The sequence below is a fragment of the Eubacterium sp. AF16-48 genome (assembly GCF_003479405.1).
Lineage (GTDB): Bacteria > Bacillota > Clostridia > Lachnospirales > Lachnospiraceae > Eubacterium_G > Eubacterium_G segne.
This window is the reverse complement of record NZ_QUHB01000001.1, coordinates 382,781-407,262: the sequence shown is the minus strand read 5'-3', so window position 1 is coordinate 407,262 and position 24,482 is coordinate 382,781. Positions and strand designations below refer to the sequence as shown.

The following is a 24,482-nucleotide window of genomic DNA, read 5'->3' as shown; positions in this document are numbered from 1 at the left end:
GAGGAAATAATATGTTATTAAAAGATTTATTGGAAAAAATTGAATATACCGTAGTAAAAGGCACGGATGAAGTGACAATAAATCATCTTGTAAATGATTCAAGAAAGGTTTCAGGGGATGATGTATTTGTGTGTATTAAGGGTGCCGGATTTGACGGACATGAATTTATAGAAGATGTGGCACAAAAAGGTGCTGTTGCAGTTGTGGTAATGGAAGATGTAAATGTAGATGCGAACATTACAGTTATAAAGGTTGAAGATACCAGATATGCATTAGCCTGTATGTCGGCGGCGTATTTTGGACATCCGGCAGAAAAACTCATTACCATTGGTATAACGGGAACTAAAGGAAAAACAACAACTACATATATGGTACGTCAGGTCTTAGAAAGCGTTGGAATAAAAACAGGACTTATAGGAACAATTGAAACTATTGTAGGAGATGAAATAACTCCTGCTAAAAATACCACACCGGAGTCTTTTGTGGTTCAGGAGACATTTGCCAAAATGGTTAAAGCAGGCTGCAAATGTGTGGTAATGGAGGTTTCGTCCCAGGGACTTATGCTTCACAGAGTATCAGGATTTACATTTGACTATGGTATATTTACCAATATTGAGCCTGACCATATTGGCCCTAATGAACACAAGGACTTTGACGATTATCTTCATTGCAAAAGTATGTTGCTAAAGCAGTGCCGTCAGGGAATTGTGAATATGGATGCAGATTATATAGACAGGGTTTTAGAGGGACACACATGTGAATTGGAAACCTTTGGTGTAAAGGGCGATTATGATTTTAAGGCATCAGACATTAAGTTATTTACAAAGCCGGGGAGCCTGTGTGTTTCATATGATTTATCAGGAAAAATGAATTTCCCTGTGGAAATTGATATTCCGGGGAATTTTAGTGTATATAATTCATTATGTGCCATAGCAATATGCAGTCATTTTACAAATGATGTTGAAAAGATAAGAGAAGCCCTTAAAAATGTAAGGGTGAAAGGAAGAGTTGAAATTATTCCTGTATCAAAGAGATTTACTCTTATGATAGATTATGCCCATAATGCTATGAGCTTAGAAAGTCTTCTTAAAAGCCTTAAGGAATATAACCCAAAGCGCTTAGTTACAGTGTTTGGATGTGGTGGAAACAGGGCGAGAGGCAGAAGATTTGAAATGGGTGAGGTTTCATCAAAACTATCTGATTTTACCATTGTAACGTCAGATAATCCAAGATTTGAGGAACCTATGGATATTATTAATGATATTTTAGTTGGGGTGCATAAGGCAGATGGGGAATATGTAACAATTCCTGACAGAAAAGATGCCATACGTTACGCCATTTTAAATGCAAAGGATGGAGATGTTATAGTTTTAGCAGGAAAGGGACATGAAGATTATCAGGAAATAAAGGGAGTTAAGTACCCTATGGATGAACGTGTTCTTATAAGTGAAGTTATAAAGGAAGATGAAGTAAAGGCAGTTTTATAAGGCGAAACTAATGAAAGAGAGATATAAAGTATGTGTGGAATATGTGGAATAATTGGAGAATTAGATAACAGCAGAAAAGTTTTAAAAAACATGATGGACAAAATTGCCCACAGAGGTCCCGATGATGAAGGAATGTATGTGGACAAGCATGCGGCAATCGGTCACAGAAGACTTAGTATTATTGATTTAAGTCATGGTGCACAGCCTATGTACAATGAAACCGGTGATATAGCAATTGTTTTTAATGGAGAAATATATAACCACTTAGAGATAAGAAAAGAACTTATTAAAAAGGGACATCAGTTTTCAAATGATTCAGATACAGAATGTCTTATTCACGGATATGAGGAGTATGGAACAGATTTGTTGCATAAGCTAAGAGGAATGTTTGCTTTTGTCATTTGGGACAGCAGAACTAATACTATGTTTGGTGCAAGGGATCATTTTGGAATTAAGCCTTTTTATTATGCAAACATTAACAAAAATCTCGTTTTCTCTTCAGAAATCAAGGCAATATTAGAATATCCGGGATTTGAGAGAAAGGTAAATGAGGAAGCTTTAGAGCAGTATTTAAGCTTCCAGTATTCCGTACTTCCTGAAACATTCTTTAAGGGAGTGTATAAATTGCCGGCAGGACATTATATGATTTATAAAGACGGAAAAATGGAAATTGAACGTTATTTTGACCCTATGATGGAACCAAAGGCTGATGGTGATTTAGAAGAAACCGTTTCTGAAATCGAAAAAGTCGTTCACAATACAGTTGATGCCCATATGATAGCAGACGTTGAGGTTGGTTCTCTGTTATCAAGTGGAGTTGACTCAAGTTATGTTGTATCGGAATTTCCGGGAGAAAAAACCTTTACGGTGGGATTTTTGGATAAACAAAGCAAGTATAATGAAATAAGATATGCAGAAGGTCTTGTAAAAGAATTGGGTAAGAAAAATTACAGCAAAAATATAGACAGTGACGAATATTTTGACTCAATCCCTACAGTAATGTATTATATGGATGAACCTTTAGCAGATCCATCCTGTATTGCCCTTTATTTTGTTGACCAGCTTGCTGCTGAACAGATAAAAGTTGTTTTGTCAGGAGAAGGGGCAGACGAGTTCTTTGGTGGCTATAATATTTATCATGAACCGTTGTCATTAAAGGGGTATCAGAAAATACCAAGATGCATAAGAAAAGGTCTTGCAAAGGTTGCCTCGGCAATGCCTGATGTTAAGGGACGTGATTTTATTATAAGAGGTAGTAAAACTGTTGAGGAGAGATTTATTGGAAATGCCAATATGTTTTCCGTAAAAGACAGGGAAAAACTCCTTAAAAATGCACCTACTCATGTTTCACCACAGGAAATCGTGGCACCAACATACAAGAAAGTAAGTCACTTAAATGACATTGCCAAGATGCAGTATATTGATACTAATTTCTGGCTTCAGGGTGATATTTTACTTAAGGCAGATAAAATGAGCATGGCTCACTGCCTTGAATCAAGAGTACCGTTTTTAGACGTGGAAGTATTTAAATATGCAAAAACGCTTCCTATAGATTTCAGATGTAATAACGAAGCTACAAAGCGAGCTTTCAGAATTGCAGCAAAAAGACATATTCCGGAGGCAACAGCTAACAAGAAAAAGTTAGGCTTCCCGGTACCTATCAGAGTTTGGCTTAAAGAAGATAAATACTATAACAAGGTAATGGAAACATTAACCGGTGATGCGGCAAAACAGTTCTTTAATACAGATATTCTTGTTAAACTGATGGAAGACCATAGGGCAGGAAAAGCTGATAACAGCAGGAGAATATGGACAGTTTATGTATTCCTTGTATGGTACAATGTTTACTTTGAGGATAAAACCTTTGAACCGATTAACAGCGAATGGATTAAAAACAGAATTAAGACAGCATAAAAAAATTAAGTTTTTTGCCCTTTTTTATTAAAAAAATAACTTGCTATTTGACAGGAAAAGGTTTAATCTATATAAGGCAAAAAATTTGGTTGTTATATACCGGCAAACTACAGAGTTTGTGTAAATATTTTGCTCACACATATATTGATGCAGTGGCGTGGATATATGTGTGGGCAAAATATATGTTAAAACATAAAATATTTCTTTGCCGTTTGTTATCCGGGTAAGATATATACTGGATAAAAATGATTAAAATTTTATTGGAGGACTGATTATGAGTACAGCAGCTAAAGTTATAGCAAGAGAGAGGATAGAAACTCTTCTTGATGATAACAGTTTTGTTGAAATCGGCGGATTGGTTAAAGCAAGAAGCACAGATTTTAACATCAAGGCAAAAGATACTCCATCAGACGGTGTTATTACCGGATATGGTGTTATCAATGGAAAGTTAGTGTATGTTTACAGCCAGGATTCATCAGTACTTGGTGGTTCAGTTGGAGAAATGCACGCTAAGAAAATTTCTAACCTCTACGATATGGCTATGAAGATGGGAGCACCTGTTATTGGTCTTATTGACAGTACAGGTCTTAGACTTCAGGAGTCAGTAGACGGACTTAATGCATTTGGACAGATTTATATGAAACAGTCACTTGCATCAGGGGTTATTCCACAGATTTCAGTAATATTTGGAAATTGTGGTGGAGGATTAAGTGTTATTGCAGGACTTTCTGATTTTACATTTATGGAGAAGGATAATGCGCATTTATTTGTGAATTCTCCGGATGCAATTGAAGGAAACAGAAAAGAAGTGTGTGACAGTTCATCAGCTAAGTTCCAGAGTGAGACAGCAGGAAATGTTGATTTCGTTGGAACACAGCAGGAAATCATGGAGGGATTAAGAGACCTTATATCAGTCATTCCTTCAAATAATGAGGATGAAGCATTTGATTTAGAATGTGATGATGATTTAAACAGAGCAGCAGAAGGAATTGAAAACTGCGGTGAGGACACATTACAGGCACTGACAAGCATTTCAGATGAGGGATATGTTCTTGAAGTTAAGAAAGATTATGCTCCTGAAATGGTTACAGCTTTCATTAAGTTAAATGGAGCTACAGTAGGTGCAGTAGCTAACAGAACTAAATCTTATGATGAAGATATGAATGTTACAGCAGAATATGAAGCAAAGCTTACAGCTAACGGCTGCGAAAAGGCTGCAGATTTTGTTGAATTTTGTGATGCTTTTGAAATTCCTATACTTACATTAACTAATGTTAATGGATTCAAGGCAACAAAATGCCAGGAAAAGAAGGGTGCAAAAGCTACATCAAAGCTTATATATGCTTTTGCTAACGCAACAGTTCCTAAGGTAAATCTTATTGTGGAAGATGCAATAGGAAGTGCATATATTGCAATGAACAGCAAGGCAACAGGTGCAGACGTTGTTTACGCATGGCCAACAGCCAAGGTTGGAATGATGGATGCTGCAAGTGCTGTTAAGATTATGTATGCTGATGAAATTGAAAGCGGTGATGCAACAGAAGTTATCGCTGAAAAGACAGCAGAGTACCAGAATCTTCAGGGCAGTGTAATGTCAGCAGCTGCAAGAGGATATGTTGATAGTATTGTTGAACCTGTTGATACAAGAAAGTACATAATAGGTGCATTTGAAATGTTATATACAAAATTTGAAGACAGACCTGGTAAAAAGCACGGAACAGTTTAATAGGAGGACAATATGAATATTAAAAGAAAGTTACGTTTAATATTTTCACTGGTTTCTCTTATAATTTGTTTTGGTTTAAGCAGTGTTATGGTTATGGCAGATGATGTGATTAATCTTGATGAGACTGCTACACAGGAGGAGACAACGTTATCTGCTGAGGATATGAAAACATATGCAGACGGCAAGATAACCATGGCTCAGGCAAAAGCGTTAGTTGAACAGTATGCCAATGCCATATCTCAGTATTCAAATTGCAGTGATGATGAATTAGAATATCTTGGTGGATATTTTAGTTATCAGACAGACGCATTTGAGAACTTTGCCAAAACTGTTGGCGATGAGAAATGCGGTGAATATAAGTCTTATGACAAAATTGAAGTTGAAGAAACAGAAGACGGAAAAGTAGATGTAAGCGCTATGCTTCATTTTGAAAAAAGAGATTTAAAGATGATTATGCATGTATCATTATTTGACAATCTCGGATGTGTGCCTACATCTATAGAGTTTAATCTTCCTGACGAAGGAAACAACACTTTGTTAGGTAAGCTTCAAACAGCAGGTGGTAACACATTACTTGGAATGGGCGTTGTATTCCTTGTATTAATTTTTATAAGCTTTATTATTTCCTGCTTTGGATTCATTCCAAAAATTGTTGATTCCTTTGGAAAGAAAAATAAAGCTTCAGAAGAAGCAGCCACACCGTCTGAAAGTACGGTAAGTACTACAGAAGAGACAACGGATGATTCAGAGCTTATAGCTGTTATTGCTGCTGCAATAGCCGCAAGCGAACATACATCTACAGACAGTTTTGTTGTAAGATCAATAAGAAGACGTTAATTACTATCTATATTTAGGAGGATACAAAATGAAAAGTTATACAATTACAGTTAATGGAAATGTATATGATGTAACTGTTGAAGAAACAGGAAGTACAGCAAGTGCACCGGTAAGACCTGCAAAGAAGGCAGCAGCACCTGCTAAGCCGGCAGCACCTGTAGCTACCGGAAAAGAAGGAAGTGTTAAGGTTACAGCACCTATGCCTGGAAAAGTTTTATCAATCAGTGCAAATCCTGGTCAGGCAGTTAAGAAAGGTGAAACAATATTAGTATTTGAAGCAATGAAGATGGAAAATTCTGTTGTTGCTCCGGAAGATGGAACAGTTGCAAGCATTTCTGTTAGCGTTGGAGACAGCTTTGAAGCAGGTGCAGTTATTGCAACATTAAACTAGTTAATATTAAAAAAACTGGAGGTAACAAATGAACATCTTTGATACATTGGGAAATCTGGTAGGACAATCAGCGTTTTTTAGCCTTAGTGGTGGAAACTATATTATGATTGCCGTAGCCTGTGTTTTCCTATACTTAGCAATTAAAAAAGGATATGAACCATTATTGCTGGTTCCTATTGCCTTTGGTATGCTCTTAGTAAATATGTATCCGGACATTATGAAAGCACCTGCTGATGGTGAAGCGGGAGGATTGTTATATTATTTCTACATATTAGACGAATATAGTATTCTTCCTTCACTTATTTTCATGGGTGTAGGTGCCATGACGGACTTCGGACCGCTTATTGCAAATCCAAAGAGTTTCCTTCTTGGAGCTGCAGCACAGTTCGGTATATATGGGGCATATTTCCTTGCAATTTTCATGGGATTTGGTGGAAAGGCAGCTGCAGCCATCTCTATTATCGGTGGAGCAGACGGACCTACATCTATTTTCCTTGCAGGAAAGCTTGGACAGACTGATTTGTTAGGACCTATCGCAGTAGCAGCATATTCGTATATGTCATTGGTTCCTATTATTCAGCCACCAATTATGAAATTATTAACAACTAAGAAGGAACGTGAAATTAAGATGGAACAGCTTAGACATGTTTCACAGTTAGAGAAAATTTTATTTCCTATAGTTGTTACTATCGTTGTTGTTATGATTTTACCTACAACAGCTCCATTAGTTGGTATGCTTATGTTAGGTAACTTATTTAGAGAATCCGGAGTTGTTAAACAGTTACAGGAAACAGCAAGTAACGCACTTATGTACATTGTAGTTATCTTACTTGGAACAAGTGTTGGTGCTACAACAAGTGCTGAAGCATTCCTTAATGTTGACACAATTAAAATCGTAATTTTAGGTTTGGTAGCCTTTGCAGTAGGTACGGCAGCCGGAGTTTTGTTTGGTAAACTTATGTGTGTTGTAACACATGGAAAAGTTAATCCACTTATTGGTTCTGCAGGTGTATCAGCCGTGCCAATGGCAGCAAGAGTATCACAGAAGGTTGGATCTGAAGCTGATCCTACAAACTTCCTTTTGATGCATGCAATGGGACCTAACGTAGCCGGAGTTATTGGTACTGCAGTCGCTGCAGGAACATTTATGGCTATATTCGGAATTTAAATGGAGGAAATAAAAATGGCAGATAAGAAACCGGTAAAGATTACCGAAACTATATTAAGAGACGCACATCAGTCACTTATTGCCACAAGAATGCCTACTGAGGAAATGCTTCCTATTATCGACACAATGGATAAAGTAGGTTATCATGCAGTTGAGTGTTGGGGTGGTGCAACTTTTGATGCATCCCTTAGATTTTTAAAAGAAGATCCATGGGAGAGACTTAGAAAGTTAAGAGACGGGTTTAAAAATACAAAATTACAGATGCTTTTCAGAGGACAGAATATTTTAGGCTATAGTCATTATTCAGATGATGTTGTTGAATATTTTGTTCAGAAATCAATAGCTAATGGTATTGATATTATTAGAATCTTTGACTGCTTAAATGACCTTAGAAATTTAGAAACAGCTGTAAAGGCAGCAAACAAGGAAAAAGGTCATGCACAGATTGCTCTTTCATATACATTAGGAGATGCATATACTCTTGATTATTGGAAAGAAACAGCAAAGAGAATTGAAGATATGGGTGCTAACTCACTTTGTATTAAGGATATGGCTGGACTTCTTACACCATATAAGGCAACTGAATTAGTTCAGGCATTAAGAGAAGGAACAGACATTCCAATAGATCTTCATACACATTACACATCAGGTGTAGCAGCTATGACATATATGAAAGCTGTTGAAGCAGGATGTGATATTATTGATACAGCTATTTCACCGTTCTCTATGGGAACATCACAGCCGGCAACAGAAGTTATGGTTGAGACATTTAAGGGAACACCTTATGATACAGGTCTTGATCAGAAGCTGTTAAAGCAGGTTGCAGATTACTTCAGACCATACAGAGAAGAGTGCCTTAAGAATGGATTATTAAATCCAAAGGTTATGGGTGTTAATATTAATACACTTCTTTACCAGGTACCTGGTGGAATGTTATCAAACCTTGTTTCACAGTTAGATGAAATGGGTGCATCAGACAAGTTTGAACAGGTTCTTGAAGAAGTTCCAAGAGTTCGTAAGGACTTTGGTGAACCACCTCTTGTTACACCATCAAGCCAGATTGTTGGTACTCAGGCAGTTTTAAATGTTGTTATGGGTGAAAGATACAAGATGATTAATCAGCAGGCAAAGGATTTGTTAGCAGGAAAATATGGTCAGACAGTTAAGCCTTTCAATGAAGAAGTTCAGAAGAAGGCAATTGGTGATGAAAAGCCTATTACCTGCAGACCGGCAGATTTGTTAGAGCCATCTCTTGATAAGTTTGAAAAAGAATGTGCACAGTGGAAACAGCAGGATGAGGATGTTCTTACATACGCATTATTCCCACAGGTTGCAAAGGAATTTTTCGAATACAGGGAAGCACAGCAGACAAAGGTTGATCCGGCTGTAGCTGATAAGGAAAACGGAGCATATCCGGTATAATATTTATATTATGAAAGATTTTAAACACCTGCTTATTAAAAGCAGGTGTTATCTTTTAATAAGGGTAAATTTCCCGGAAAAAAGGATTTAGAAATGAGTAAGGTATTGATTATTGGAGGCGGCGCGGCAGGAATGATGGCTGCCATAGCTGCTGCATATAATGGAAATGAAGTTCATGTTTTTGAAAAAAACGAAAAAAACGGAAAGAAACTTTTTATAACAGGCAAAGGAAGATGCAATATTACAAATGCATCGGATATAGAAAATCATTTTGCCAATATAATGAGAAATTCAAAGTTTTTGTACAGTGCATATCATTGTTTAGACAGCTACGGAGTATGTACAATGATAGAAAGTGCAGGAGTAGAAACAAAAATTGAAAGGGGAAACAGAGTTTTTCCTTTAAGTGATAAGTCCTCAGATGTAATTTATGCATTAAACAAAATGATGAGAGACATTGGAGTTAATATTCACTTGAAATCAGAGATTGTATCTGTTAGTAAAGAAAATGAAAATATAATATTAAAAGAAAAAAATGGGAAAAAACATATTGGTGATGCCTGTATAATAGCAACGGGAGGCATTTCGTACCCTGTTACAGGTTCTACAGGAGACGGATATAAATTCGCAGAAAAAATAGGACATACTATAACAGAGAGATATCCATCTTTGGTGCCATTTAATATTAAAGAGGAATTTTGTAAGGAACTTCAGGGACTATCCCTTAAAAACGTGGAGCTTAAAATTCAGGATGAAACAGGAAAACAATATTATAGTGAAATGGGAGAAATGCTTTTTACTCATTTTGGAATAAGCGGGCCTCTTGTTTTGTCGGCAAGTGGTCATATAAGTGACAAGTTAAAGGAACATCAATTTATTGCAAAAATAGACTTGAAACCGGCTCTTTCTAATGAGGCATTAGACAAAAGAATATTGAAAGATTTTGAAGAAAACATAAACAGAAATTTCAATAATTCATTAGATAAATTATTGCCTAAAAAACTTATTCCGGTTATTGTTGAATTATCCGGTATTAATCAATATAAAAAAGTACATGAAATAACAAAAGAAGAAAGAGAAAATCTGGTTAAATTAATAAAAGAATTGAAAATGAGTATTTCAGGTGCAAGAGGCTATAATGAGGCAATTATTACAAAAGGCGGAGTGTCAGTAAAGGACATTAACCCAAAAACCATGGAGTCAAAAATTGTGCCGGGTATATATTTCGCAGGGGAAGTTCTTGACATAGATGCACTGACAGGAGGGTATAACCTTCAGGTGGCGTGGAGCACAGGATATTTAGCAGGAAGCAGTATTTATTAAAATGGAGGAATTTATGTATAATATAGCAATAGACGGACCGGCAGGGGCCGGAAAAAGTACAATAGCCAAAATAGTAGCAAAGGAACTGGGATTTATTTATGTGGACACAGGTTCTATGTACAGAACAATGGCACTTTCATGCTATAGAGCAGGAATAAAAGCTGATGAAGAAGAAAAAGTTGTGGCAAAATGTAGGGAAGCGGAAATATCCATTAGGTATGAAAATGGTGTTCAGAAAATGAAGCTAAACAATGAAGATGTAAGCGGTGAAATAAGGCAGGAGGTTATTGGAAACATGACCAGTGCCATTGCAGTGTATGGTCCGGTAAGAGAAAGATTAGTGGAAATGCAGCGTGACATAGCAAGCAAAAATAATGTCGTTATGGATGGAAGAGATATTGCTACTGCCGTGCTTCCAAATGCAGACCTTAAAATATATTTAACGGCAAGTTCTAAAACAAGAGCTGAGCGAAGATATAATGAACTTCTGGAAAAAGGTGTGGACTGTAACATAGAAGATATTGAAAAGGATATTAAAGACAGGGATTACAGGGATATGAACAGGGAAATTTCACCTTTAAAGAAAGCTGATGACGCGGTTTTAATTGATTCATCCAATATGAATATTGAAGAAGTTGTAAATAAAATTAAAGAGCTTGCAAAGGAAGGTAAATAGTATATGGATATTGTGCTGGCAAAAAGCGCAGGCTTTTGTTTTGGTGTTAAAAGAGCCGTAAACAGTGTTTATGATGAAATAGAAAATCATAATACAGGAATATATACCTATGGTCCCATTATCCACAATGAGCAGGTTGTACAGGATATGGAATCAAAGGGTGTAAAGGTTATAGATGATTTAGAAGGACTAAAGATAATTACAGAAGGAACAGTAATTATCCGCTCCCATGGAGTAGAAAAAAGTATTTATGATTTATTGGAAAATAAAAAAATACGAATAGTCGATGCAACATGTCCTTTTGTTAAAAAAATTCATAAAATTGTATTTGAGGAAAGTGCTAATGGCAGAGAAGTAATTATAATCGGAAATGATAAACATCCTGAGGTAGAAGGTATAAAAGGCTGGGTAAATGGCAAAGCATGGGTTGTAAACAACAGTGAAGATGTTGAAAAAATTACAATTAAATCGGATTCAAAGGTATGTATTGTATCACAAACGACATTTAACCACAATAAATTTAAATATTTAGTTGAAATTATAGAAAAAAAAGGTTATGATATTAATGTTGTAAATACGATATGTAATGCGACACACGAAAGACAAGCTGAAGCGAAAGAGATTTCGTCAAAAGTTGAGGCTATGATTGTCATTGGCGGCAGACATAGTTCGAATACACAAAAGCTATACGATATATGTAAGGAAGAATGCAAAAATACATTTTTTATTCAGACAACTGATGATTTAAAGGAAGGGTCTGAGTTTTACAGTTATATGAAGTCGTGTGAAGGTAATTCATTAAAGTCTATAGGTATTACAGCAGGGGCATCTACCCCAAAGAATATTATTGAGGAGGTCGTTCTTAATGTCAGAGATGAGTTTTGAACAAATGTTGGATGAATCATTCAAGACTATTCACAATGGAGAAGTTCTTGAAGGAAAGGTAATCAGTGTAAGAGAAGACTACGCAGTTCTTAATATAGGTTATAAGGCTGATGGTATTCTTACAAGAGATGAATACTCTAACACACCTGTAGATCTGACAACTGTAATTTCAGTAGGCGATGAACTGACAGTCAAAGTTCTTAAAGTTAATGATGGTGAAGGACAGGTTGCTTTATCATATAAGAGACTTGCTGCAGAGAAGGCAAATAAGAGACTTGAAGAAGCTTTTGAAAATAAAGAAGTTCTCAAAGCACCAGTTGTACAGATTTTGAAAGGTGGTTTGAGTGTTGATGTTGAAGGCGGAAGAGTATTTATACCTGCAAGCCTTGTGTCAGACAATTTTGAAAGAGATTTAAACAAATATCTCAATCAGGAAATTGAATTTGTTATTACAGAGTTTGTATTAAGTCCAAAGAAGAGGATAATAGGTGACAGAAAGCAGTTAATAGTTGCACAGAAGGAAGCTGCTAAGAAAGCTTTATTTGAAAGAATTAAAGTAGGTGATGTTGTTGAAGGTGTTGTAAAGAGCGTTGTAGATTTCGGCGCTTTTGTTGACATCGGAGGAGCTGATGGTCTTCTTCATATTTCTGAAATGTCATGGGGCAGAGTAGGAAACCCAAGAAAACTTTTCAAACCTGGTGATAAGGTTACTACATTTATTAAAGAAATTAACGGAGATAAGATTGCTTTAAGTCTTAAGTTTGAAGACACAAATCCATGGGCTAATGCAAGTGAAAAGTTTGCTGTTGGTGCTATTGTTACAGGAAAAGTTGCAAGAATGACAGATTTCGGTGCATTTGTTGAAATTGAGCCTGGTGTTGATGCATTATTACATGTATCACAGATTGCAAAGCATCATGTAGATAAGCCTGCTGATGAATTATCAATTGGTCAGGAAATCGAAGCAAAGATTGTTGATTTCAATGAAGAAGAAAAGAAAATCAGCTTAAGCATGAAGGAACTCCTTCCTGATGAAGAAGTTGAAGATACAGTTGAAGAGCCTGTAGAGGAAGCAACTGAGGACACAGAGGAATAAGATGAAGTAATTCATTTATTGACAACGTAAAAGCAGGCATATTAGTGCTTGCTTTTATGTTTTGTTATGGAAACAACAGGAGCAGATGAAAGCATCTGCCTGATATAAAAGAGATTTTCTTAAAATATAAGGAGCAAGGCGCTTTATGAGAGTTATTGCGGGAAAGGCACGCAGATTACAGCTTAAAACTGTTAAAGGAATGGATACCCGTCCTACCACAGACAGAATTAAAGAAACATTATTTAACATGATTAATGATTTAATGTACGATGCAGTATTTCTTGATTTGTTTAGTGGAAGTGGGGCTATTGCCATAGAAGCTTTAAGCCGTGGAGCTAAAAAAGCATATCTTGTGGAGAATAATAGAGAAGCCTGCAACTGCATAAAAGAAAATCTGAAATTTACACATCTTGAAGATGGAGCACAGTTAATGCAGATGTCATGCAACGAAGCCCTTGCCAGACTAAATGGCAGGGAAATGTTTGACGTAGTATTTATGGATCCACCTTATAACAAAGAATATGAGAAGGATGTGTTGATTTTTCTGGGAAAATCTGATTTAATAAATAAAAATTCTTTAATCATTGTGGAGGCCTCTCTAGATACAGATATGTCTTACGCAGAAGAATTAGGATTTGAGATTACGAAAGAAAAGAAGTATAAGACAAACAAGCATGTTTTTTTTAAGATTATGGAGTGAAAGGATGACTAGAGCGATATATCCGGGAAGTTTTGATCCCGTAACTATGGGTCACTTAGATATAATTAAGAGAGCTTCAAAAGTTGTGGACGAATTAATCGTCAGTGTTTTAAATAATAATTCTAAATCTCCGTTGTTTTCAGTAGAAAATCGTGTTAAAATGCTAGAAGAAGTTGTTAAGGATTTGCCAAACGTTAAAGTGATGTCTTTTGAGGGTCTTTTGGTGGATTTCGCAAAGGAAGTGAATGCCAAGGTTATAGTAAGAGGTCTTAGGGCTGTTACTGATTTTGAATATGAACTTCAGATGGCACAGACAAACACAGTATTAAACAATGAGATTGATACAATCTTTTTTACAACCAGTTTAGAGTATGCTTATTTAAGCTCAAGTACAGTGAAGGAAGCGGCATATTATGGCGCTGACATTAGCAAACTTGTTCCCGAAACAGTTGTAAATAAAGTTTATGATAAGATTAAGAGATAAAGGAGAAGCGATATGAGTAAGATTGAGCAGATTATTACAGAGATAGAAGAATATATTGATAATTGTAAATTTCAGCCATTATCAACATCAAAAATTATTGTCAACAAAGACGATATTGATGAATTGTTAGCAGAATTAAGATTAAGAACACCTGATGAAATTAAGAAATATCAGAAGATTATTGCTAACAAGGATGCTATTTTAAATGATGCTAAAGAAAGATCAGAGGCTATGATTGCTGAAGCAACAGCACATATTAATCAGTTAGTAAGTGAACATGAAATTATGCAGAAGGCATACAACGAAGCTAATCAGATTATTGAACAGGCACAAACTGAAGCTCAGGGAATCTTAGATTCAGCTACAAATGAAGCAAACGATTTAAGAACAAGAGCAATGCAGTATACAGATGATATTTTATCAAATGTTCAGAGCATTCTTACAACTGGTATGAATAGTTTTGAAAGTGCACAAAGCACTATGATGACTTCACTTAACAGCTCACTTAATGTTGTTGTTGAAAGCAGAAAAGAATTAAGTGGTCAGGAAGATGAAGATACTGCAAGTGATGATTCAGATGATGATTTAACTGTAGATTTATTATAATTTTCATAACACTAAATTGTACTGAATGGTGGAAAGATCTTAGTTTATCTAAGGTCTTTCTTTTTACGTATAGATTTTAAAAACTATGTAGATATTATTGAACAGATTGGCTTAGATAAGCTTATATACAGTAGAGATGATTCATAAAATTATGATATTGGAAATTTGATAAGTTTAATGAGATGAAAAATTAATTTAAAAAACTTCACTTGCGCAAAAAACGGATACGTTTACGCATAACCTATTGCAACATTAAAATCCCAACAATAAAATGTAGATAAATAAAGGCTATAAACGGAATACTTAAAAATGGGAGAATGAAAAGAAAAAACAGTAACGTTAATGTAATTTCAATTATAGGGAGAAATTGAAGTAGTAAACAAAAGTGGAGGATAAGTTATGAGGTAAAGGTCGTAAAGGAACTAAAAGACGAAAGAACCAAAAACTCAAACACATATCTTATGAGCAATGGAAGCAAAAAACTGGAATGGTATGGAGACGATATACGTTATAAGGAAAATGGTAAGTGGAAGGACTATGACAGCTCTTTAAAAGAAATAGAAAATAAAGATCTTAAGGAACTTGAAAAGACTGATGTTGTGGAAAGCAATAAAGCCATTGCCCAATATAAAATGGTGAATACTGAGGGAAACTCAAAACAGTATTTTCCGGAAGAACTCGGCAAAGATACCCCAATTATTATGAAAAAAGATAAATATGAAATTGCATTTTCGCAGAAAACGGAAAAAGGTGAAATGCCAAAGAAAAGTGATGGAGACTACGAAGTTATATATACCGGAGAGGATAGCAAAACACAGTACATATCACTAAATAATGGTGTTAAGGAAAATGTCATTTTTAACAGTAGACCTGCAGAAAATACGATTACTTATGAATATGTGCTTAATGGTATGTACATGGAACTGGATGAGAAAACCAATGTCATCGGAATATATGATGAAAAGGGTAAAAAGAAGGCATATATTTCATCACCATACCTGTGTGACAGTACCGGAATTAATTACAGCTTTAACATAAAATATGATATAAAAAATAACGGTGATACATGGACAGTTACCGAAGCATTGGATGAGAAATTTTTGAATTCAAAAGATACAAAATATCCGGTAACTCTTGACCCTACAATGTACTGGACGAGTAAGGATACCGTTGATGCAAGTAATCCAACCAGTGGTTATCCGGCGAATTATGTTATAGATGGCGGTAATGAAATGCTGGTTGGAAAAATATCAGAAGGATTTTATGGTCAGGCAATTATGAAATGGAGGGGACTTGAAGAAAGGCTGAAGAACAAGTTTATAAGTCTGGCTGTTTTGAACGTTGATATAAAGGAAGTGGTTGGAAATCCGGTAATAAATATATATCCGGTTGAAGAAAACTGGGATATTTCTCAGGTAACATGGAACACAAAACCGTCCAATTCTGATGAACTTATATCAAGTCAGACAGGATTTGAGCAGGGGAAAAATACAATCTGGACGTAAAGAAATGGGTGGAAAAGATAGCGTTTGGTGAGATTCCCGAAACATATGGAATTGCACTATGTACCGGGACGGAAGAGAACATGTCATATATGAGGATATGTGGAACAGCTACGAATAAAGCACCTATGTTTGTAGTGGATTACTTTGACCCTATAGATATGAATGGAAAGTATTATGGGGATTTTAATATTACGGGAGAATATCAGGAAGATACAGGAAAAATAGATCTGAACTGGGAAGATTACGGTGATGGCTCAGGTAAAGAAGTAGAGGAATACATGATTGCGACCAGAAAAAATGATGGGGATTTTAAAATGGTTGCAAGAACCAGTGATTTGGAGTATTCTTTAGACATAGACAGTGATACCACGGATATGGATGTAAGATTAGTTGCAATAAGAAAAGACGGAAAATATTTAAGTAACATACTTTCTTATAGTATTAACAGTGAAACAGGTGAAGAAAATCAGGATGAGGCAGGGACATATAGTGCCGTGACAAGAGATACTGATGGGGACGGTCTGGAAGACGGATACGAAATATGGGATTTTAAGACAAAATGGAATACTGAGACAGAGGATAGTACGGAAACGGAACCAAAGTACGTTCAGGATAGTGACGGAGATGGATTGCCTGACGGATATGAGGTTTTTACTCTTGGAACGGACCCGGCAGTAAAGAATGAAGATGGAAAAGACAGTGATGGAGATGGTTGGTCAGATGTAAGAGAGTACAGGGAAGGAACGGATCCATGGCTTGTTGATTCAGATTTTGATGAAGTGTATGATCCTGATGATTTTGGTACAGTTAATCCTAGGAAAACTGACAATCCACAGAATAAGGGAACAGATAGGCTTGGTGCATATTCGGCTCAGGTACATAAGGGATTATACGATTATGAGTATTCCGAAATGGAAGACGGTGTTAAAGTAACATATATAGTAAATATTTATCGTGGAGATACAAAGAAAATAACAACAGATTATGGAGATGTTACATTAAATAAAGTTATAAAATATTTCTATGATGAGAATGGAAACAACACTGCAATTGTAGAGGAAAATCAGAATGATATTAATCATACCATATGCATAACATACACATATGACAGTGATGGCAATGTGACCTATATATGTGATCAGAAGACAGAATATACAATGTCATACAAAAATGGTGATATGAAAACCTTGAAAGTTGGAGACGTTGAATTAGTCAATTATGAAAGTAACATAACAGAAAATAGTAATATTTTAGAACAAATTACTTCATATGGAAATGGTCAGAAAATAAGAACGGTGACTACAAAATCTATTGATGAAAATGGAAATTCATATACAAAAAAATCTGAAATATATTATTGTGATGATACACAATGTTCATATGTTACAGAATATGACAATGAAGGGAGAATACTTAAATTTATAGATTGTACGCGTAAAGAGAAAATAAGTTATGATTATGTATATTCAGACGACAACATCACCGTAGCAAGGAATGATGGATTTATGAAGGAAGTAAAAAATAGTCAAAATGTAGATGGAAACATAACAGATAAAAATATATCTTATACATTTGAAAAGAATCAGGGAAGCAAGGTGACATATCAAGAATCTCAGAAAACAGATATGTCGGACGAAGATAAAACCGTAACAACAGACACCTTGTATAATGGTGATAATATTGTGGTAACGTCTTCTGACGAGAATAAAAAGATAAGTTATGAGATATATTCGCAATTGTGCAAAAAGTATCTATTGAATAGTTATCAGGACGAAATGTCTGATACAAAGATATCATATAATATAAATGCATATGGTGAAAACAAAAAATATGAATATATTTATGATTTGTCGGGAAATATAACGGAAATTAAACTTGATGGAAACAGAATTTATGAATATGCTTATGATGTACATGGGCGATTAGTAAAGGAGTTGGATTATGTTAATAGCACGGGATGTGTTTACGGATATACAAGTACTGGAAATGTTGTGGCAAAGCATCTAAAAAAAATAAATTCGGATGGGAGTCTTACAAATATACAGGACATAAAATATAGTTATGAAAATGGTGATTGGGCTGATCAGTTGACGAAATATGGAAATCAGAAGATAACATATGATAGTGTTGGAAATCCTGTTAAATACCATGACGGGAAGAAATTTGAATGGATAAGAGGCAGAGAACTTTCAAAAATAATATTGAGTGATGATTCGGACGTAACTTATGAATACAATCAAAATGGACTTAGAACTCATAAAGAAACAAATATAACATCTACTGATTATGAATGGGATGAAAAAAAACTCATAAGAGAAACTGTTACATACAAGTTATCGGGAAGAAAATATGATATTTGGTATTATTATGATGGTAATGGAGACATCGCAGGTTTTGAGTATAATGAAATAAGTGAAATGAATCAGGAACTTAACAGGAAAAGCATTTATTATGAAAAAAATATGCAAGGGGATGTCATAGGACTGATTGATTCAACAGGTGCAAAGATTGCAAGCTATGCGTATGATGCATGGGGAAATGTGGTAGATACAGTTTGTTATGAGAAAAATGAGATACCATATGCATTGAATCATATTACATACAGAGGATATTATTTTGATAACGAGAGTGGATTTTATTACCTTCAAAGTAGGTACTATGATGCTGAAGTGGGAAGATTTATTAATGCTGATGATGTAAAATATATTGGCGCAAATGAAAATAGATGGAGTTATAATTTATATATGTATTGTGAAGGTAATCCAATTATAGGGAATGATGAAACTGGTAATTTAATTACTTATCCGATAAAAGTCACAAAGACGTTTAAGAGACATGTGTGGCAAGCTGCAAACGTTTTTCTCACCGCAAAGGGATATCTTGTTGCAAAGATGATGTTTCATCACGCTTTATATGGTGGGGGTAAAAAAATGCCTAGTAACAAATTACAAAAGCTTACAAATAAAATTAAAAGTGATATTCAGTTAAGTAGGGCGGTAAAAAAAGAACTTGATAAGTGCAAAAAAAGAATAGATGGACAGAAAGTATTTAATTTTGCATTTGAGTTTACAGAAAATAGAGATTTATATTATTCTGTTCAACATATTAGAGTGTTTGTTAATGCAAGAATGTATGACGGGCATAAATGGAATTTGGTCATATCTATAGGTGATATATATGATTTTACGGAGACGAGATCATGGTTTAGTTTTGCGGGATTAGCAAATAATATAGGTAAATATATGCAAGATTCAGGACAGTTGAAACCATTTCGTTGGGGATTGAATTATAAAACTACATTTTAGATTCTAAGAGAGGCGGTGTAAATATGATGAAAGCAAATGGAATTATAATAATTGGAATTAGTGTGGCTATGGTAATAACAGGATGTGGAAATAATACAAAAGAGTTTATTTTAGATGGATATAAGTCTTGCGATGAGTATTTTGATGATGGTTTTAAGAAATACACAGATTATTGTAAATACTATTATGATAAATCTTTTGATGTAACTTTTTCAGAAAATTCATATTATACAGTAGTGTCTAAAGATTACGTTAAGGTTATTAAGCAATATTTTAATAATTTTCAATCGGAATTTATGAGTGAACCAGATAAATATGATTTTGATAGTTCATGTATAACTGAGGGGGATTATTACTATAGGAAAGAGGAAGGAGGTGGCTATGACGTCGGTTTGTATGATTTAGAGAGTCATACATTATATTATATACATGATAATTAGAGAAGTAATGTAGATATTAGAAGATGAGGAAATAGAAGGACACGTAATATGGGCACTAAGTAACTATAGGAAAAGTGAAGTGTATGAAATAATGCAAAAATATACAGATCATCCCAGAAAATGGATTAGGGACATAGCTATAAAATATGTGGTTAAATATGAAAAAACAATTCGGTTATAAAATAACAGCTTAATTGAAACAGGAATGTTTTTCACGGAAAAATCCAACAGGAAACTACATATAGCAGTGCAGCACCTTATTAAAGGAGAAATTTTATATGAGAAAAAAGGAATTGGATGGTGTTATATATGAATTAGAGGACATTAGAAAAAAATATGAAGATAAGTACGAAGAGTTAATTAATGAAACTGACATGAAGTGTAAGAGAAAAGAATACTGGAAAGGGGGAAACATGCTTCATACGGGAGCGTATTGTCCAAGTAAAACCGTTGATATGATATGTGGAAATGTAAGTAGGGGAAAACGTGTTAGAAAAGAAGCAAAAGTTGGATACACGAACTTTTTTGATGATAATGACTTACTGATAAGAGCTGATAGTAAAGATGAAAGCTATGAAAGTATAAAAAAAATGGTGGAAGAAAGGGGTGAAGAAATCTTTCCCTGCAGGGAGTTTATTTTTTACACAAGTAATGAAATGCATACGGTAAAATTTGGTTATGGGGGAGGGGAAAACGAAGTAGAAGATGTCTCTAAGTGTATTTATAAAGACGGATATCTACAGGAGTATATTTTATACATAAACATATTGGACGAAAACAAAGGGACAATTGAAGGGGAGCGATATATATTCAGGTAATAGAATAAGTGCAGTTGTAATGTATACATATTTTGGAGATACGGGGCAGTACTTTGAAGAAAAACATGAGATAAATAATTAAAATTCATACTGTTTAATAAAAAACAGGACTACCGGTATTATGTACTGATTAGTCCTGTTTTTTTAAATGAAATGTTTTTATTAGTTTTTTACAAGATATAAAATAAAAAATAATAATGTAAAAACAACAGATGATTCTAATTTGCCCACTAAATAATATACCTTTAATTTTGAATGACAAATCTGACTTAAAGATTGCATTGTAATGGAAATGCCACCAAAAACAGTAAACAAAAGTATAAGGTATGTACAAAGAACAGTGTTTCCACTTATGTTTTCAAATATAATAGCAGTTCCTGACGTTATTTCACTTACGCCGCAAAGAATTGATTTAAACGTGGCATTTATGGGAAGAGTCAAAAGCAACCGGGACATAATATTGAAACAAATAACATAAACCGACAGGGTTGTTAAGGATTTAACAGATAAAAGTATTGGGTTGCCGGTAAAGGGCATAGCTTTTGAATTATTAACTGTAATGTCAGGTTTTAATAAAAAACGGTTGGCTGTTCCTACAATAAAGGCAGGGCAATATACAAGAATGACACATAACAATGCTGGATTAATAAATGCAGTATTTTTTATAAAAGAATTTTGCAGATAATTTAGAAATATATAATTAAGCAAAAAAGACAAACTACAATTGTTACAAAAAGTTACTAAATATGCAGCTTCGGAAAAAGATATTTTTTTATGAATATATAAATCTGATATGGTTTTAGCTCCCATGGGATATCCGCAAATAAAGCCGATAATTACGGCAAAACACCCGTTATCAGATATTTTAAAGAAAATCTTTAATATTGGCTTTAAAATATAACTTATCTGGGAACACAAATCATGTTTTTGCATTATATTTACTATTAGCATAAAAGGAAGCAGTGCAGGAACAAGAGTGTATAGACACAAGGCAATGCCATCCTTTACACTTTTTGATATTAAAGCAGGAAATGTAACAGTTAATACTATGGCAAAAACACATAGGATGGTTTTAATAATTTTTTTCATAAATGCCTTTTTTATTTATAATATTTTGGCAAATTTATATTATTACAACAATATAGGTTGAAATTAATTGAAAAATACAATAAAATGTACAAGGAAGTTTAGAGGTGTACATATGAAAATATCGTCTATTTCAAGTGGAAGTAAAGGCAATTGTATTGTTGTTGATAATGAAAATACAACATTAATGGTTGACGTGGGAATTAGCAGAAAAAAAACAGAAGAAGGTCTGGAGTTTTTTGATAAGACGGCAGATGATGTGGATGGAATACTTATAACCCATGAACATAGCGACCACATAAAGGGGTTGGGAGTGTTCCTTAGAAAGTACCAAAAGCCTGTATATGCCACAGAGAAGACTATTGATTATATATTGAATGAATCATCCATAGGGCAGGTAGATACAGATTTATTTAATGTTATATCTCCTATGAAGGATTTGGTTATAGGGGATATGCAGATTATGCCAATGAAAATCAGTCATGATGCAGCGGATCCTGTTTGCTACAAATTTATGAGCAATACATCAGGGGACAACAAAGTTTGTGCCGTTGTTACTGACTTAGGGGAAAGTAGCGAGCCTTTAATAAATAATTTACAGGATTTAGATGCTATTTTGCTGGAAGCAAATCATGATATTAATATGTTACAGACAGGGCCTTATCCATATTATTTAAAGCAGCGTATATGGGGAAATAAGGGACATTTGTCTAACGAGGCATGCGGAAATCTTATTAATAATATAATAAGTGACAGGTTACAGCATATTATGTTGGGACATTTAAGTCAGGAAAATAATTATCCGGCTTTGGCATTTGAGGCAGTGAGAAATGAAATAAATTTTGGAAATAATAAGTTTTGTGCAGATGATATAGACCTGAAAGTTGCCAGTGGCACAAGGCCTTCATCCCAGATTATTATATAAATATATTTTACTTATGTAGGAGGATTTTATGAAGAAGACAATTATAACAGTTGTTGGAAAAGACACAGTAGGAATTATTGCAGGAGTTTGTTCATATCTTGCAGAAAACAATGTAAATATTCTTGACATTTCACAGACTATCGTGCAGGAGTATTTTAACATGATGATGATTGTTGATTGTAATAATGCATCAAAGCCGGTACATGAAATGGCAGATGATTTGGATAAAATCGGAGAAGAAATCGGAGTTGCAATAAAGATGCAGCACGAAGATATTTTTAACAGCATGCATAGAATTTAAAAAACGGAGGCTTTAGATGATAAACAGATTTGAAGTAATAGAAACAAACAAGATGATAGACAACTATAATCTTGATGTTAGAACAATTACATTGGGAATTAGTCTGATGGACTGTATAAGCAGTGATTTAGACATACTTAACAATAATATTTATAATAAAATAAAGAGACTGGCAAAAGACCTTGTTCAGACAGGGGAGGATATTTCAAAGGAATATGGTATTCCTATTGTAAATAAGAGAATTTCCGTTACACCTATAGGTATTGTGGGAGCTAGTGCCTGCAAGACACCGGAGGATTTTGTAACTATTGCCAAAACCTTAGATAAGGTAGCAAAAGAGGTTGGAGTTAATTTCTTAGGAGGCTATTCAGCTTTAGTAAGTAAGGGAATGACTACGGCAGAAGAAAATCTTATAAAGTCAATTCCTCAGGCTTTAGCATGTACTGAAAGAGTCTGCAGTTCAGTAAATGTAGGCTCTACTAAGACCGGTATTAATATGGATGCAGTACGTCTTATGGGAGAAATAGTGTTAGAAACAGCTCAGGCAACTAAAGAACAGGACTCTTTAGGATGTGCCAAGTTAGTTGTATTTTGCAATGCACCTGATGATAATCCTTTTATGGCAGGAGCATTCCACGGTGTTACGGAAGCCGACGCAATTATCAATGTTGGTGTATCCGGTCCCGGCGTTGTAAGACACGCATTAAAGAAAGTTCGTGGAGAGAACTTTGAAGTTCTTTGTGACACAATAAAGAAAACAGCATTTAAAATAACAAGAGTAGGTCAGTTAGTAGCTAAGGAAGCATCTGAGAGACTTAATGTTCCTTTCGGAATAATCGATTTGTCTTTAGCACCTACACCTGCCATTGGAGACAGTGTTGCAGATATTTTAGAGGAAATAGGCTTAGAAAGAGCCGGTGCTCCGGGAACTACAGCTGCCCTTGCCATGCTTAATGACCAGGTTAAAAAAGGTGGTGTAATGGCTTCGTCATATGTAGGTGGATTAAGTGGTGCGTTTATTCCTGTAAGTGAAGATCAGGGAATGATAGATGCAGTAAAAGAAGGAGCTCTTACAATAGAGAAGCTTGAAGCGATGACTTGTGTATGCTCAGTTGGTCTTGACATGATTGCAATACCGGGAGATACAAAGGCTACAACTATTGCCGGAATAATTGCTGACGAATCAGCTATTGGCATGGTTAATCAGAAGACTACAGCTGTTAGAATTATCCCTGTTGTTGGAAAACAGGTGGGAGATGAGGTTGAATTTGGTGGACTTTTAGGTTATGCACCGATAATGCCTGTAAACAACTTTGCCTGTGACAATTTTGTAAACAGAACAGGAAGAATTCCTGCACCTATACATAGTTTTAAGAACTAATAACAA

The 24,482-nt window shown here is 34.9% G+C and carries 22 protein-coding genes; 21 read left to right on the top strand and 1 reads right to left on the bottom strand.

Annotated elements, in window-relative coordinates; genetic code table 11:
- Positions 1 to 11 precede the first annotated feature (11 nt).
- The 18 genes from DWW68_RS01845 to DWW68_RS01760 all read left to right on the top strand — a co-directional run bounded on the left by DWW68_RS01845 (position 12) and on the right by DWW68_RS01760 (position 20,783).
- On the top strand, positions 12 to 1,487 hold the full coding sequence (locus tag DWW68_RS01845) for a UDP-N-acetylmuramoyl-L-alanyl-D-glutamate--2,6-diaminopimelate ligase (protein ID WP_118588661.1): 1,476 nt from the start codon (positions 12 to 14) through the stop codon (positions 1,485 to 1,487).
- Positions 1,488 to 1,517: 30 nt separating this feature from the next.
- On the top strand, positions 1,518 to 3,401 hold the full coding sequence (asnB, locus tag DWW68_RS01840) for an asparagine synthase (glutamine-hydrolyzing) (RefSeq protein ID WP_021953142.1): 1,884 nt from the start codon (positions 1,518 to 1,520) through the stop codon (positions 3,399 to 3,401).
- Between the two features lie 274 nt (positions 3,402 to 3,675).
- Positions 3,676 to 5,127 carry a carboxyl transferase domain-containing protein gene (locus DWW68_RS01835; RefSeq protein WP_118588660.1) on the top strand — a complete coding sequence of 484 codons (1,452 nt, stop codon included), beginning with the start codon at positions 3,676 to 3,678 and terminating at the stop codon, positions 5,125 to 5,127.
- Positions 5,128 to 5,139: 12 nt separating this feature from the next.
- A complete protein-coding gene (locus tag DWW68_RS01830) occupies positions 5,140 to 5,964 on the top strand; it encodes an OadG family protein (RefSeq protein ID WP_243052982.1) in 825 nt (274 codons plus the stop codon).
- A gap of 28 nt (positions 5,965 to 5,992) precedes the next feature.
- Positions 5,993 to 6,355 carry a biotin/lipoyl-containing protein gene (locus DWW68_RS01825; protein ID WP_021953139.1) on the top strand — a complete coding sequence of 121 codons (363 nt, stop codon included), beginning with the start codon at positions 5,993 to 5,995 and terminating at the stop codon, positions 6,353 to 6,355.
- 28 nt (positions 6,356 to 6,383) lie between these two features.
- Positions 6,384 to 7,523 carry a sodium ion-translocating decarboxylase subunit beta gene (locus DWW68_RS01820; RefSeq protein ID WP_118588659.1) on the top strand — a complete coding sequence of 380 codons (1,140 nt, stop codon included), beginning with the start codon at positions 6,384 to 6,386 and terminating at the stop codon, positions 7,521 to 7,523.
- The gene (locus DWW68_RS01815) at positions 7,524 to 8,945 is read left to right on the top strand and encodes an oxaloacetate decarboxylase subunit alpha (RefSeq protein ID WP_347497812.1); all 1,422 of its coding nucleotides are present in this window, start codon (positions 7,524 to 7,526) and stop codon (positions 8,943 to 8,945) included.
- Between the two features lie 93 nt (positions 8,946 to 9,038).
- Complete coding sequence (locus DWW68_RS01810; protein ID WP_118588658.1) at positions 9,039 to 10,268, top strand: NAD(P)/FAD-dependent oxidoreductase; 1,230 nt, start codon at positions 9,039 to 9,041, stop codon at positions 10,266 to 10,268.
- A gap of 13 nt (positions 10,269 to 10,281) precedes the next feature.
- Entirely contained in the window at positions 10,282 to 10,944 is a 663-nt protein-coding gene (gene cmk / locus DWW68_RS01805) for a (d)CMP kinase (protein WP_118588657.1), read from the top strand.
- A 3-nt stretch (positions 10,945 to 10,947) separates the two neighbouring features.
- On the top strand, positions 10,948 to 11,829 hold the full coding sequence (gene ispH, locus DWW68_RS01800; RefSeq protein WP_021953134.1) for a 4-hydroxy-3-methylbut-2-enyl diphosphate reductase: 882 nt from the start codon (positions 10,948 to 10,950) through the stop codon (positions 11,827 to 11,829).
- Positions 11,810 to 12,925, top strand: a complete 1,116-nt coding sequence (rpsA, locus tag DWW68_RS01795; protein WP_021953133.1) for a 30S ribosomal protein S1 — start codon at positions 11,810 to 11,812, stop codon at positions 12,923 to 12,925. Before ispH ends, rpsA begins: the two co-directional genes overlap by 20 nt.
- A 145-nt stretch (positions 12,926 to 13,070) precedes the next feature.
- Entirely contained in the window at positions 13,071 to 13,625 is a 555-nt protein-coding gene (rsmD, locus tag DWW68_RS01790; protein ID WP_118588656.1) for a 16S rRNA (guanine(966)-N(2))-methyltransferase RsmD, read from the top strand.
- A gap of 4 nt (positions 13,626 to 13,629) precedes the next feature.
- A complete protein-coding gene (gene coaD, locus DWW68_RS01785) occupies positions 13,630 to 14,109 on the top strand; it encodes a pantetheine-phosphate adenylyltransferase (protein ID WP_021953131.1) in 480 nt (159 codons plus the stop codon).
- A 12-nt stretch (positions 14,110 to 14,121) separates the two neighbouring features.
- Positions 14,122 to 14,715, top strand: coding sequence for a hypothetical protein (locus DWW68_RS01780; RefSeq protein ID WP_021953130.1), 594 nt, complete (start codon positions 14,122 to 14,124; stop codon positions 14,713 to 14,715).
- 461 nt (positions 14,716 to 15,176) lie between these two features.
- Positions 15,177 to 16,220: a hypothetical protein gene (locus DWW68_RS01775; RefSeq protein ID WP_118588655.1), complete on the top strand. Its 1,044-nt coding sequence runs from the start codon at positions 15,177 to 15,179 to the stop codon at positions 16,218 to 16,220.
- A gap of 8 nt (positions 16,221 to 16,228) precedes the next feature.
- Positions 16,229 to 19,525: an RHS repeat-associated core domain-containing protein gene (locus DWW68_RS01770; RefSeq protein WP_118588654.1), complete on the top strand. Its 3,297-nt coding sequence runs from the start codon at positions 16,229 to 16,231 to the stop codon at positions 19,523 to 19,525.
- A 23-nt stretch (positions 19,526 to 19,548) separates the two neighbouring features.
- Entirely contained in the window at positions 19,549 to 19,965 is a 417-nt protein-coding gene (locus DWW68_RS01765) for a hypothetical protein (RefSeq protein WP_021953126.1), read from the top strand.
- A gap of 278 nt (positions 19,966 to 20,243) precedes the next feature.
- Complete coding sequence (locus DWW68_RS01760; RefSeq protein ID WP_118588653.1) at positions 20,244 to 20,783, top strand: hypothetical protein; 540 nt, start codon at positions 20,244 to 20,246, stop codon at positions 20,781 to 20,783.
- A 162-nt stretch (positions 20,784 to 20,945) separates the two neighbouring features.
- Here DWW68_RS01760 and DWW68_RS01755 read toward each other — a convergent pair whose 3' ends face one another.
- A complete protein-coding gene (locus DWW68_RS01755; protein ID WP_118588652.1) occupies positions 20,946 to 21,872 on the bottom strand; it encodes a nucleoside recognition domain-containing protein in 927 nt (308 codons plus the stop codon).
- Between the two features lie 112 nt (positions 21,873 to 21,984).
- On the opposite strand from DWW68_RS01755, the gene DWW68_RS01750 reads away from it, so the two are divergent.
- From DWW68_RS01750 to DWW68_RS01740, 3 genes are read left to right on the top strand one after another with little or no spacing between them, the layout of a single operon-like run.
- Positions 21,985 to 22,794: an MBL fold metallo-hydrolase gene (locus DWW68_RS01750; protein WP_118588651.1), complete on the top strand. Its 810-nt coding sequence runs from the start codon at positions 21,985 to 21,987 to the stop codon at positions 22,792 to 22,794.
- Between the two features lie 28 nt (positions 22,795 to 22,822).
- The gene (locus tag DWW68_RS01745) at positions 22,823 to 23,095 is read left to right on the top strand and encodes an ACT domain-containing protein (protein ID WP_021953122.1); all 273 of its coding nucleotides are present in this window, start codon (positions 22,823 to 22,825) and stop codon (positions 23,093 to 23,095) included.
- A 16-nt stretch (positions 23,096 to 23,111) separates the two neighbouring features.
- Positions 23,112 to 24,476, top strand: a complete 1,365-nt coding sequence (locus DWW68_RS01740; protein ID WP_118588650.1) for a PFL family protein — start codon at positions 23,112 to 23,114, stop codon at positions 24,474 to 24,476.
- The last annotated feature ends 6 nt before the right edge of the window (positions 24,477 to 24,482 follow it).

Excerpts from the sequence above, each read along its gene's own strand:
- coaD (WP_021953131.1), top strand. The coding sequence starts at position 13,630 with ATGACTAGAGCGATATATCCGGGAAGTTTTGATCCCGTAACTATGGGT.
- DWW68_RS01780 (WP_021953130.1), top strand. The coding sequence starts at position 14,122 with ATGAGTAAGATTGAGCAGATTATTACAGAGATAGAAGAATATATTGAT.
- DWW68_RS01835 (WP_118588660.1), top strand. The coding sequence starts at position 3,676 with ATGAGTACAGCAGCTAAAGTTATAGCAAGAGAGAGGATAGAAACTCTT.
- DWW68_RS01745 (WP_021953122.1), top strand. The coding sequence starts at position 22,823 with ATGAAGAAGACAATTATAACAGTTGTTGGAAAAGACACAGTAGGAATT.
- DWW68_RS01825 (WP_021953139.1), top strand. The coding sequence starts at position 5,993 with ATGAAAAGTTATACAATTACAGTTAATGGAAATGTATATGATGTAACT.
- DWW68_RS01750 (WP_118588651.1), top strand. The coding sequence starts at position 21,985 with ATGAAAATATCGTCTATTTCAAGTGGAAGTAAAGGCAATTGTATTGTT.
- ispH (WP_021953134.1), top strand. The coding sequence starts at position 10,948 with ATGGATATTGTGCTGGCAAAAAGCGCAGGCTTTTGTTTTGGTGTTAAA.
- cmk (WP_118588657.1), top strand. The coding sequence starts at position 10,282 with ATGTATAATATAGCAATAGACGGACCGGCAGGGGCCGGAAAAAGTACA.
- asnB (WP_021953142.1), top strand. The coding sequence starts at position 1,518 with ATGTGTGGAATATGTGGAATAATTGGAGAATTAGATAACAGCAGAAAA.
- DWW68_RS01820 (WP_118588659.1), top strand. The coding sequence starts at position 6,384 with ATGAACATCTTTGATACATTGGGAAATCTGGTAGGACAATCAGCGTTT.
- DWW68_RS01810 (WP_118588658.1), top strand. The coding sequence starts at position 9,039 with ATGAGTAAGGTATTGATTATTGGAGGCGGCGCGGCAGGAATGATGGCT.
- DWW68_RS01830 (WP_243052982.1), top strand. The coding sequence starts at position 5,140 with ATGAATATTAAAAGAAAGTTACGTTTAATATTTTCACTGGTTTCTCTT.
- DWW68_RS01760 (WP_118588653.1), top strand. The coding sequence starts at position 20,244 with ATGAGAAAAAAGGAATTGGATGGTGTTATATATGAATTAGAGGACATT.
- DWW68_RS01775 (WP_118588655.1), top strand. The coding sequence starts at position 15,177 with ATGAGCAATGGAAGCAAAAAACTGGAATGGTATGGAGACGATATACGT.
- DWW68_RS01815 (WP_347497812.1), top strand. The coding sequence starts at position 7,524 with ATGGAGGAAATAAAAATGGCAGATAAGAAACCGGTAAAGATTACCGAA.
- rsmD (WP_118588656.1), top strand. The coding sequence starts at position 13,071 with ATGAGAGTTATTGCGGGAAAGGCACGCAGATTACAGCTTAAAACTGTT.
- DWW68_RS01740 (WP_118588650.1), top strand. The coding sequence starts at position 23,112 with ATGATAAACAGATTTGAAGTAATAGAAACAAACAAGATGATAGACAAC.
- DWW68_RS01755 (WP_118588652.1), bottom strand. The coding sequence starts at position 21,872 with ATGAAAAAAATTATTAAAACCATCCTATGTGTTTTTGCCATAGTATTA.
- DWW68_RS01765 (WP_021953126.1), top strand. The coding sequence starts at position 19,549 with ATGATGAAAGCAAATGGAATTATAATAATTGGAATTAGTGTGGCTATG.
- DWW68_RS01845 (WP_118588661.1), top strand. The coding sequence starts at position 12 with ATGTTATTAAAAGATTTATTGGAAAAAATTGAATATACCGTAGTAAAA.
- rpsA (WP_021953133.1), top strand. The coding sequence starts at position 11,810 with ATGTCAGAGATGAGTTTTGAACAAATGTTGGATGAATCATTCAAGACT.